Below are 11865 nucleotides of genomic sequence, written 5' to 3' on the forward strand. Positions count from 1 at the left end.
GGAGTAAAATAAGCAAAGGAGTGGTTACGATTAAACAGAAAAAGTGGATTAACATATTTCGTATTCTGTATATTATTTTTGCTATTATTGCGATTGGAGCATCTTTTGGAGACTATTCTTTTGGGCTTAATAATCCCCGCATAGTCAGTTTAACGGCTCTTGTTTTGGCGGTTATCTGTATTGTTCCGTATTACATACTTCGCTTTAAAGAACAAGCTTCTAAAAGTAAATAAGTTAATATTTGTTATCTTAAAAGAGGCTGTGACAAAAGTATTTTAGTTGAAGGGAGATCCGAACGATTCATCGTTCGGATCTTTTTATTGTTATGGTGAACATGGGTTTAATCTAGCTGGTTGCTTCTAGCGGTTGATTGGAGTGATTTCGTTATGTCTCAGTCTTTTTTTTATCGTCATAAAAGGGCGATAAATGGGCGAGCATTTTTTCTAGCCTGTACATATGCTATAGAGTAAACAGGCTACGGAGGTGAAGTGAAATGGGATTTTACAACTGGGGTTACGGCGGTGGTTATGGCTACGGCGGCTACGGTAGTTACGGTGGCGGTTTTGCATTAATCGTTGTACTATTTGTTTTATTAGTTATCGTTGGTTGTACATGCTTGAAATAAACAGAAAAAGCACGGATTTACAAAGATTTTAGTAGATTCGTGCTTTTTTATGTTTATAAGAAGGGCAGTACTATAATAAAATAATGTTGTGCATGTACATAAAAAACATACAAAAAATTTAATTAATAGATTAAAAAAATAAAAAAATGAAGAGGTAGAGTAGATTTAAGCCTCAAAAATGGTCTGGAATTTATAATTTTCCTTATAAGTAATTTTTGTAAAATGCTTCTCAGGACTGATAGTAAGACCGAATAATACTCCATAGGCCGCTAGTTTTTATCAGCTGACTTGAAGAATTATTTTACTTGTATGAAAATCAACATAAATGATTTTCATATAGTTTAAATAGGTAAAAAAGNTTTCCATATAATTTCATTGACGAAATTATTGTTTTTCTACTAAAATAAAAAGACATTATATTTATTCCAGTACTTATATTCTGATTTTTTGATTAATTCAAACAAAAGAATTAAATAGTATGAGAAAAATTTAGGGGGACTTCATTATGCAAGCAGCTGTACAACACGAAAATCAGCAGCCAAATGGGTCTAGGAAAAAACACCCTCCTGGACTGTACTTATTATTCGCTACTGAGGCATGGGAAAGATTTAGTTATTATGGAATGAGAGCCATTCTGGTTCTTTATTTAACTGCTACCGCTGCTCAAGGTGGACTAGGGGTAGATAAAGCAACTGCACTGAGCTTATATGGAACATTCACTAGTGCTGTTTACATTACGCCGATGATTGGCGGATATTTAACAGACCGCTTCCTCGGAAGAAGGCTAGCCATCACTATCGGCGGTGTGATTATGGCACTCGGGAATTTTTCCATCTTCATTCATCAAAGTGTAGCCGCTTTGTATATCGGACTTGCTTTATTAATTATCGGAAACGGATTTTTCAAACCAAATATCTCCACATTGGTCGGAGATCTCTATGAAGAAAATGATCCTCGCCGTGACGGTGCTTTTACCATTTTTTATATGGGTATTAACTTTGGTGCATTTTTCGCACCGTTAGTTGTTGGATTAATGAGTTACAAATACGGATTTTTAACAGCAGCTATCGGAATGGTTGTTGGACAAATTTTATTTAACCTACTGGCTAATCGCTACTTAGGTGATATCGGGAAAGAGCCTACAGGAAAAGTTCACGCAGCGGCATCTCAAACATCAACTGCTCCGCTGTCAGCACGAGAAAAGAAAAGAACGGTTGCTATCGTTATTCTAGCCTTCGTTGTTATTGCTTTCTGGACAGCTTTTGAACAGGCCGGAAGTTCTTTAACGCTATATGCTCAAGATCAAATTAATCGTCAAATAGGTAGTTTCACGGTTCCAACAGAGTGGTTCCAATCATTGAATCCGCTGTTTATCATGATTTTAGCACCAATTATGTCACTAGTTTGGTACAAGCTCGGAAATTCAAAACGCGGTGATTTCAAAACGCCAACAAAAATGGGTATGGGACTTGTGACAGTGGGATTAGGATTCTTAATTTTAATTCCAGCCGTTATGTATACTGGTAATGACCCAGCTTTAAAAGTAAATATCCTGTTCATGATTTTCACTTACTTCCTGCACACGCTAGCTGAGCTTATGATTTCGCCAGTAGGGCTGTCTATGGTAAGTAGACTGGCTCCATTAAAGCTTGCTTCTCTTTTAATGGGCGTATGGATGGCAAGCTCTGCTGTCGCTAATAAGCTAGCGGGTGTTCTTGCATCTTATACACAGTCTTTAGGTTATTTCGATATCTTCAGCTTAATCGGAGCTGTAACAATTGTACTTGGAATTATTGTTCTGTTCCTTTCAAAACCGATTGCTAAATTAATGGATTAAAAAAAGCAGCCTTTTCTGAAGGCTGCTTTTTTATAATTTACTTATCTATATCCCATTTAAAATATGGACATGAATTTTTCAATACATCTTCTAAATCTTCTTTCAAACACAAAACCCTCATAACAATTAAATAAATTATTTCAATAAAATACTCCACTATGGATATGAAGAAAAACAAGATGCACGTTCCATTAACCTCAATATTTTCACCTCTTAAAACAAAATAAAAAGACCAATGAATGAGTAAAATTCATCGGCCCTGCAGTAAAAAGTTTATTGGTTTTTAGTTTACTATCTAGTGTAAATTCCAAAGATTTATCGGCATGTACTCTGTATTACAAAAGGTATCAGCTCACTCAAAACCCCGTAATTCCAGCAGTCCTATCCCTTTCAACTCGCTTTATGTTCAAGGCGTAATTTATCCGCAACCATGGCGATAAATTCACTGTTTGTCGGCTTCGCTTTTGACATGCTGACAGTATACCCGAATAATGAAGAAATGGAATCAATGTTTCCTCGGCTCCATGCTACTTCAATGGCATGACGAATGGCGCGCTCAACGCGGCTTGCCGTTGTATTATATTTTTTTGCAATATCAGGATACAGTACTTTTGTAATCGACCCAAGCAGCTCAATATCCTTATATACCATTGAAATGGCTTCTCTCAAATACAAATAGCCTTTGATATGAGCAGGTACACCAATTTCGTGAATAATGCTCGTAATGCTTGCATCTAAATTTGCTGGTTTGCTGTCGCGATGTGAACGCATGGAAGAAGATGAACGTTGCATGAATGAAGATGTTTGTCCGCTAACTTGACGAATATGATTCACTAAGTTTTCCATATCAAACGGCTTTAGAATAAAATAAGCAGCTCCTAAATCAACCGCTTTTTTCGTTACGTCTTCTTGCCCAAATGCTGTTAGCATAATGACATTTGGATAATTTTCTTTTTTCATTTCTTTTAACTGACCTAAAACTGCTAATCCATCTAGATGCGGCATAATAATGTCTAATACAAGAACATCCGGATCTTTATCTTTTAAAATGGATAAACACTCTTGTCCATTGTAAGCTACTCCGATTACTTCCATGTCTTCTTGCTCTGAAATATAATCTTCAAGCAAACCAATTAGTTCCCGATTATCATCAACCAAGCATACTTTAATTTTTTTCAATGCAGCTTCCTCCTCAGTCCTTTATGTTATACGTCGTTTCCTACGTGTCTCTATTCTTTATTCTAAAGGACAAATTCGACAATGCAACATTATTTCCTTTATTTTTTTAGAAAAAAGTCTTTTAAATGGAATTTATTCGATTTTCTCTTATTTTCTTTGTTTTTCGACGTTTTTCTCTTACATTTACGACAATAATTTTTATCAAAAAAAGCGAACTAATGACAACATTAGCTCGCTTTTTTTCGATTATTTTTATAAATATCGATTCCTGCTTCGTTAAGCATCCATTCAATATGGACACCGTAACCCGAGGTAGGATCATTTACAAAAACATGGGTAACCGCTCCAACGACTTTACCGTTTTGAATAATCGGGCTCCCGCTCATTCCTTGAACAATTCCACCTGTTTTCTTTAGCAATTTAGGATCTGTAATTTTAATAACCATTCCTTTAGTAGCCGGAAACTTTTGAGGTATAGTACTCATAATTTCAATATCAAATTCTTCTACTTGATCATCATCTACTACCGTTAGAATTTTAGCCGGTCCTTCTTTTACTTGATGAGATAGGGCAATTGGCATTGCTTTATCCATTATTCCATTTTCCATCGTTGAAGACAATTTTCCAAAAATACCAAAAGGACTATTTCGTGTAATATTTCCAATGATTTGTCTATCTTCAGAAAACCTTGCTAGCTTTTCGCCGGGAACGCCGTTAGAACCTTTTTCAATTGATGTAACGGTCGAACGGACAATTTGTCCATCTTCTACTACGATTGGCTTTTTTGTATCCATATCCGAAATAACATGACCTAAAGCGCCGTATTTTTTAGATTTTGGATCATAAAAAGTCATTGTGCCAATTCCTGCAGCTGAATCACGGATATATAAACCGATTCTGTAAGCATAATCTTGCTTATCTTTTAACGGATATAGCTTAGTGTCAAACTGCTTTTTTTCTCTTAAAATATGCAGATTTAATGGTTCACCCGTTTTTCCTGCCTGCTGAATAAACGGTGTAATATCACTCATTTTTTCAATGGTTTTACCATTAATCTTCGTAATCATATCTCCAACTTGAATACCCGCAATTTCGCCAGGAGATCTTTTACCTTTTGCTGTATCTACTTGATGATAGCCTACAACAAGAACACCTTTTGAATTTAATTTCACACCGATTGATTGTCCACCTGGAATGACTTTAAAATCAGATAATACCTGCACGTCTACACGCTTTACAGGAATACCGGCCAAATGAAGCATCAACTCTTCTTTGCCTACTTGTTTGCCTGCTACGGTCAGCTTCGCCTTGTTACTTGTTACATCGTAAACAGGTGATGAAGCTTCTACGCTAAGCGGTAATGTCGTATTAATTTTTTCTTTTTGCTGTTCAAATAAGACGATTTGTTTTGGAATGTGTATATATTGTTGCACAACTGGAATAAATCCTACAAAAATGAACGAAACAAGGAGAATCGCACCAATTATATGTCTGTATCGATTTTGCATGTTTTCACTCTCCTCGCTTCCTCGCCTAAATGGCTACACATTTAATTTAGCCTTCTTAGAGCGCATTTATAACAGAAGTTCAGAGAAAAATGAAAAGAAGTGCAAGGAAACATTTTCAGTTCCTCCATTTTGTATAAAAAAACACCTTTAACACATACTGTTACGTGTTAAAAGGTGTTTTTTTAAATGGTGTGCTTCATCTTATCCGCTAAATCTAAAAGCTCTTTGGCATGTTCCTTCGTTAAGCTTGTAATTTCAGCTCCTGCAATCATTCGACCAATTTCTTTTACTTTTTCATCAACAGTTAACGGAAGAACAGACGTCGTTGTACGATCACCTTTTATCTCTTTAGCAATAAAGAGATGAGTATCTGCCATCGCTGCTACCTGAGGCAGATGAGATATACAGAGAACTTGTGAATCAACAGAAATAGCATGTATTTTTTCACCGATCGATTGAGCTACTCTTCCACTTACGCCTGTATCAACTTCGTCAAAGATAATGGACGTCACGCCTTGATGCTTAGAGAAGATGCTTTTTAACGCCAGCATAATTCTTGACAGTTCTCCTCCTGATGCTACTTTTGCAAGAGGCTTTAAAGGTTCACCAGGATTGGTAGAAATATAAAATTCTACGTTGTCAATACCGTCTTTGGTGAATTTTATTCTTTCTCCATTTACTTCAACGTCATTTTTACCTGCATTTACAACAGAGAATTTAATTTGAAATACGGTCTTAGCCATATACAGTTCTTGAAGCTCATGATGGATACTGTCCGTTAACTCCTGAGCAAGTTTTTTTCGAATAGCTGAAACGTTATTAGCTTCTACTAATAAATCCTGTGCTACACTGTTTAACTCTTCTTTGATCTTGCTCACATGCGTATCTCGATTTTCAATACGATCAATTTCATCTTCAATTTGCGCTGCATATTCTAGAATTTCATCTACACTTTGACCGTATTTACGCTTTAAGTGATTAATTTCATTTAAACGCGCTTCAATAAAGTCTAAGCGTTTGGGATCAAATTCTAATAAATCAAGCTGCTGACGAATTTTATAAGATGCGTCTTCTAGCTGATAGAAGCTCGATGAAATGATCTCAGAAATTTCGGCATAGTTTTTTTCCAGTGACGAAATATCCTCCGTATGATTCATTGCTACACCGACCCAATCTAAACCTTGGTGTTCACCGTGCAGGGCATTGTACGCATCGTTTAGCGACGTATAGATCTTTTCAAAGTTAGAAATCTTCAAACGCTCTTCATTTAGTTCCTCGTCTTCGTTCAGCTGCAAATTTGCCGCTTTGATTTCATCTAATTGAAATTGAATAAGATCGAGGCGATGTGCCATCTGCTGTTCATTTTCAGTTAATTGATCAAGCTGCTTTTTTAGCGATGTATACCTAGAAAATACCTCTCGATACTCCGTCAAAGCCTCTTCTACTTTTTCTCCTCCATATTGATCAAGAAGAGTTAAGTGACGATCTTGATTCATTAAATCTTGGTGCTCGTGCTGTCCATGTATATCAATTAACGTCTGTCCAACTTCACGTAGGATAGCTAACGTTACGAGCTTACCGTTGATGCGGCAAATACTTTTCCCATTTGTAGTGATATCTCGGCGAAGCACAATCATTCCATCTTCCACTTCCAAACCGACTTGTTTGGCTTTTTCGTGACTCGGATGCTGTTCTTCATCAAATAAGAAAAGTCCTTCAATTTCGGCTCTGTCTGTTCCGTGGCGTACAAACTCCGAAGAGCCTCTTCCACCTACTAACAATGAAATGGCATCAATAATAATCGATTTCCCCGCTCCTGTTTCGCCTGTTAATACCGTTAAGCCTTTTTCAAATGAAACAGAAAGTTCATCAATAATCGCAAAGTTTTTAATGGATAATTCAGCTAACAACCTGCTTCACTCACCTTTATAACATTTCTAAGAATCGGTCTGATATAATTTGCGTATCTTCAGGAGTACGGCAAATAATCAAACATGTATCGTCTCCACAAATTGTTCCTAATATTTCATCCCAATCCAAATGATCAATTAATGCGCCAATCGCATTTGCATTTCCCGGTAATGTTTTCATCACCAACATATGCCCCGCTGAATCAATTTTTACAAATGCGTCCATAAGAGAGCGCTTTAACTTTTGTAAGGGATTAAAACGCTGATCTGCAGGCAAGCTGTATTTGTATCGACCGTCCATCAAAGGCACTTTGACTAAGTGCAGTTCTTTAATATCACGAGAGATTGTTGCCTGTGTTACATTAAAACCTTGGTTTTTTAAAATATCTACCAATTCATCCTGTGTTTCAATATCATTATTCGTGATAATATCACGAATTTTAATATGTCTTTGCCCTTTATTCATGTTGGCACCTCACATTAATATGTAATCTTTTTTTTGTTTTGTTGTTTATAAGTCTTTCACTAATTAAGTATCATAATGTGTTCAACTTGATTATGCACCTTTTGTATAAAGAGTCATAATCAAATCGCCAATGCTAAGTCTTTGCTTAACATTGGCCATTATTACTTTTTCTCTTTTAACGTCTTATGTGCTTCTTCAACTACTTCGCTCACAGTAAGCGGAGCTTGATTTTCACCAAGTTCACGCTCGCCTTTCCAGCGCAGGTGGAGAAGAAATTCGATATTTCCATCTCCTCCCGTTATCGGTGAATACGACATGTTATATACATCGTATCCTTGACGAAGGGAGAAATCCACCATGCCTTGAAGAACTTCTTCATGCACTTTTGAATCACGCACGATTCCTTTTTTCCCAACTTGCTCTCTTCCAGCCTCAAACTGTGGCTTAACGAGCGCAACAACATCGCTGTGTGGAACAAGAAGTGTTTTTAACACAGGAAGAATGAGTCTTAAGGAAATAAATGATACATCAATAGAAGCGAATTCAGGCAAGCCTCTTGATAAATCAGCTGGCGTCACATAACGGAAATTGGTTCGTTCCATTACTTCTACTCGTTCATCTTGACGAAGCTTCCAAGCTAGCTGATTATAGCCTACGTCTAGCGCATAGGACATCTTCGCTCCATTTTGAAGCGCACAATCGGTAAAGCCTCCAGTAGAAGAACCAATATCAATCATGATTTTATCCGCTACATGGACATTAAATTCTTTAATCGCTTTTTCAAGCTTAAAGCCGCCTCTGCTGACGTAAGGCATCACTGCACCTTTAATTGTCAGCGGCGTATCGCGTTCAATTTTCTCTCCCGGCTTATCCAAACGGACTTCATTCGCATAAACGAGTCCTGCCATCACTGTACGCTTTGCTTTTTCTCTTGTTTCAATCAAACCTCGTTCTACTAATAATACATCTACTCGTTCTTTTTTTGTCACTTAACTTCAAGCCTCTTTTGTGTTGGTGTTACGAGTTTTTTAACTCGATTTATAATCTCTTCTTTGGTTAAGCCAATTTCTTCCAAAAGTTTTGTTACGCTGCCGTGCTCGATAAAGCGATCTGGAATCCCCATACGTTCAACGCGCGTATCATAATAGCCGTGCTCTGATGCAAACTCTAACACCGCGCTTCCAAAACCGCCTTGAAGTACCGCTTCTTCTACCGTAATCACAGGCTTACTAGTTTGGAAAATCTCATGAAGCATTTTTTCATCCAACGGTTTAATAAAACGAGCATTTACCACTTTGACGCTGATTCCTTGCTTCTCAAGTTCTGCTGCTGCATCCATCGCCATTGAAATCGTTGTACCAAACGTTAAAATGGTTGTATCTGAACCTTCTTTTAATACGTCCCATGTTCCGATCGGAATGTTTTTCAATTCTGAATCTAGTTCAACACCTAATCCGTTTCCTCTGGCATAGCGCATAGCAATCGGACCTTCTTCATAAGTCAAAGCAGTGTGAACCATGTGCTGGCCTTCATTCTCGTCTTTTGGCATCATAATAACAAGGTTAGGCAAATGACGTAAGAATGCAATATCAAACACGCCTTGATGCGTTTCACCATCAGCACCTACTAGCCCAGCGCGATCAATCCCAATAAATACATTTAGCTTTTGACGGCAAATATCATGAACCACTTGATCGTATGCACGCTGTAAAAACGTAGAATAAATAGCTAAAAAGGGCTTCATATTTTGAGTTGCAAGACCTGCTGCCATTGTTGTTGCATGCTGCTCTGCAATCCCAACATCAAACATGCGATGCGGAAACTCTTTTTGAAATGCTTCGAGTTTTGAACCCACAGGCATTGCTGGTGTTACGGCTACAATGCGATCATCTTCCCTAGCCATCTTCAATACCGTATCACTTACTAGTTTACTCCAAGCAATCGGAACATTTTTGTCTTTAATAAAGTCACCGGATTCAATTTTGTAAGGGCCTGTACCATGCCATGCTCCGCTTTTATCGCTTTCCGCCGGCAAGTAGCCTTTCCCTTTTTTCGTAATAACGTGAATCAGCACGGGACCTTTTGTTTTCTTTGCATATTGTAACGTTTCCAATAAATCATCATAGCTATGGCCATCAACTGGGCCTAAATACGTAAAGCCAAGGTCTTCAAAGAACATGCCTGACACGACCATATACTTTAGACCATCTTTTACACGTTCTGCCGTTGCCGCAAGCTTACCGCCTACTGCAGGCACTTTTTTCAGCAAGACTTCAAGCTCATCTTTTACCCAGTTGTATTTGCCTGCCGTGCGCAAACGTCCTAGAATACTGTGTACAGCTCCCACGTTAGGAGCGATAGACATTTCATTGTCATTTAAAATAACGGTCATATCCGTTTGCTCGTGCCCGATGTGGTTAAGCGCTTCAAGAGCCATACCACCTGTTAAAGCTCCGTCACCAATGATGGGAACAATATGAGCTTTTGTTTTTTGCAAATCTCTTGCAGCAGCCATTCCCATTGCGGCTGAAAGAGATGTAGAACTATGTCCCGTTTCCCATACATCATGTTCACTTTCGTCACGCTTTGGAAAACCGCATAATCCTTTATATTGACGGATTGTATCAAACTCTCCCGCTCGTCCTGTTAAAATTTTATGGACATACGACTGATGCCCCACGTCCCATAAAAATTTATCTTTTGGGCTGTCAAATACTTTATGGAGTGCAAGCGTTAACTCAACAACTCCCAAATTCGGCCCTATATGACCGCCAGTTGCAGAAAGCTTTGTAATTAAAAAACGACGAATCTCTTCACTTAGTTCTTCTAATTGTGTTACTGACATTTTCTTTAAAAACTCAGGATTTTTTATCGTTGTAAGATCCAAGGTGGATCACTCACTTTCGTACTTGTTATAAAGTTACCTTAATACATTGTCTATTGTTTTATACGTATAGTCAATTTTTAGTATTTCCTTATTACTTACAATACCTTTGATATTCTATCAGTAAACCAGCGATATTCAAAGGAAAACAGTGAAAAAATAGCCGCTAACACAAATGTGATAACGGCCACCAAGATATTGTATATGTCTTTCAAACCTATGCACTACGCTTTTATACAGTAGTAAAATCATTATAGCATAGCCCCTATTGGGACTCAATCTTATTTTACTGTATCACTCAAAAAACCTGACAGAGATCGTCATTAACTATCACGTTTTGCTATATATAAACAAATTTCTTCTAGTAATCCGTGCTTAATTTGAGCTTGACGTAACGAGAGAAGTGCTTGTTCAACATGATACTGTAACTTTTCTTTGGCCGCTTCCATACCTAATAAAGAAGGATATGTCGTTTTTTCATTTTCTGTATCACTGCCAATTGGCTTTCCTAATTTTTCTTCAGACCCTTCCACATCCAAGATATCATCTTGAATTTGAAACGCTAACCCTACATGCTTACTGAATTCTTCTAATAATTCTTGCTGTAAAGGCGTAGCTTTTGCAAGAATAGCTCCTGCTTTTACACAAAACCCTAGCAGCTTCCCCGTTTTGTGAAGGTGAATATATTCAAGCTCATCTAGCGTGAGCTGCTTTTTTTCGCCTTCCATATCCGCAACCTGTCCGCTGATCATACCTTCTGTTCCGCTTGCTTTTACCAGTTCTGTAATGAGCTGAAGCTTCATATGTGATGTAATCTCAGGATGTGCCGCTTCAGAAATGAGCTGAAAGCTATTTGTTAAAAGAGCATCCCCAGCTAATATAGCGGTTGCTTCGCCGTACACCTTGTGATTCGTTGGTTTACCTCTTCTTAAGTCGTCATCATCCATGCTAGGTAAATCATCGTGAATGAGAGAATATGTATGAATCATTTCCACTGCACATGCTGTTTCTAATCCCATGCTCTCGTCTTTTCCAAACGCATGTAGTGTGGCAAACAACAGCACTGGGCGAAGTCGCTTTCCTCCTGCCGTAAGCGAGTAAAGCATGGATTCCTTTAAGTTAACCGGAGCATGTAATGCTTTTACCACTTCAGGCAGGCGTGTTTCTACTCGATCTTTTGTAAAAGAAATATACTCTTTTAAATTCATTTCATTCACCATCACTCTTCCTCCTGCACCGAGAATGGCTCAAGCGTTCCGTCTTCACGTAAAATAGTTTCCATTTGCTTTTCAATATGCTGAAGACGATCGTGACAGAATTTTGAAAGAGTCATTCCTTCTTGGAATTGTTGAATTGCTTCTTCTAAAGGCACGTCGCCTTCTTCTAGCTTGTTTACGATGGTTTCTAACTGCTCCATCGCCTCTTCAAACGTATACTCTTTATTTGTCGCCATTTT

11 protein-coding genes are annotated in these 11865 nt (G+C 37.9%); 3 read left to right on the forward strand and 8 right to left on the reverse strand.

The genetic code is table 11. From position 1 onward, the window contains the following. Positions 1-20: 20 nt before the first annotated feature. The 3 genes from ACFX4W_RS11660 to ACFX4W_RS11670 all read left to right on the forward strand — a co-directional run bounded on the left by ACFX4W_RS11660 (position 21) and on the right by ACFX4W_RS11670 (position 2462). Positions 21-233: a hypothetical protein gene (locus ACFX4W_RS11660; RefSeq protein WP_013083131.1), complete on the forward strand. Its 213-nt coding sequence runs from the start codon at positions 21-23 to the stop codon at positions 231-233. Between the two features lie 260 nt (positions 234-493). After that, entirely contained in the window at positions 494-625 is a 132-nt protein-coding gene (locus ACFX4W_RS11665) for a YjcZ family sporulation protein (protein ID WP_016764087.1), read from the forward strand. Between the two features lie 505 nt (positions 626-1130). Further along, positions 1131-2462, forward strand: a complete 1332-nt coding sequence (locus ACFX4W_RS11670; RefSeq protein WP_013084983.1) for a peptide MFS transporter — start codon at positions 1131-1133, stop codon at positions 2460-2462. Positions 2463-2852: 390 nt separating this feature from the next. Here ACFX4W_RS11670 and spo0A read toward each other — a convergent pair whose 3' ends face one another. The 8 genes from spo0A to ACFX4W_RS11710 all read right to left on the reverse strand — a co-directional run bounded on the left by spo0A (position 2853) and on the right by ACFX4W_RS11710 (position 11862). After that, positions 2853-3641, reverse strand: a complete 789-nt coding sequence (gene spo0A, locus ACFX4W_RS11675; protein WP_013084985.1) for a sporulation transcription factor Spo0A — start codon at positions 3639-3641, stop codon at positions 2853-2855. A 227-nt stretch (positions 3642-3868) separates the two neighbouring features. Beyond that, the gene (gene spoIVB / locus ACFX4W_RS11680; protein WP_016765539.1) at positions 3869-5149 is read right to left on the reverse strand and encodes a SpoIVB peptidase; all 1281 of its coding nucleotides are present in this window, start codon (positions 5147-5149) and stop codon (positions 3869-3871) included. Between the two features lie 182 nt (positions 5150-5331). Next, positions 5332-7059 carry a DNA repair protein RecN gene (gene recN, locus ACFX4W_RS11685; RefSeq protein WP_028410663.1) on the reverse strand — a complete coding sequence of 576 codons (1728 nt, stop codon included), beginning with the start codon at positions 7057-7059 and terminating at the stop codon, positions 5332-5334. Between the two features lie 16 nt (positions 7060-7075). After that, positions 7076-7525, reverse strand: coding sequence for a transcriptional regulator AhrC/ArgR (ahrC, locus tag ACFX4W_RS11690; RefSeq protein WP_013059136.1), 450 nt, complete (start codon positions 7523-7525; stop codon positions 7076-7078). A gap of 161 nt (positions 7526-7686) precedes the next feature. Further along, positions 7687-8514 carry a TlyA family RNA methyltransferase gene (locus ACFX4W_RS11695; protein ID WP_013084988.1) on the reverse strand — a complete coding sequence of 276 codons (828 nt, stop codon included), beginning with the start codon at positions 8512-8514 and terminating at the stop codon, positions 7687-7689. Next, positions 8511-10412, reverse strand: coding sequence for a 1-deoxy-D-xylulose-5-phosphate synthase (gene dxs, locus ACFX4W_RS11700; RefSeq protein ID WP_013059138.1), 1902 nt, complete (start codon positions 10410-10412; stop codon positions 8511-8513). The genes ACFX4W_RS11695 and dxs overlap by 4 nt, the downstream gene beginning before the upstream one ends. A gap of 320 nt (positions 10413-10732) precedes the next feature. Next, positions 10733-11629: a polyprenyl synthetase family protein gene (locus tag ACFX4W_RS11705; protein ID WP_013059139.1), complete on the reverse strand. Its 897-nt coding sequence runs from the start codon at positions 11627-11629 to the stop codon at positions 10733-10735. After that, complete coding sequence (locus ACFX4W_RS11710; protein ID WP_013059140.1) at positions 11629-11862, reverse strand: exodeoxyribonuclease VII small subunit; 234 nt, start codon at positions 11860-11862, stop codon at positions 11629-11631. The genes ACFX4W_RS11705 and ACFX4W_RS11710 overlap by 1 nt, the downstream gene beginning before the upstream one ends. Positions 11863-11865: the final 3 nt, after the last annotated feature.

It is taken from the genome of Priestia sp. YIM B13489 (assembly GCF_042787645.1).
GTDB lineage: Bacteria > Bacillota > Bacilli > Bacillales > Bacillaceae_H > Priestia > Priestia megaterium.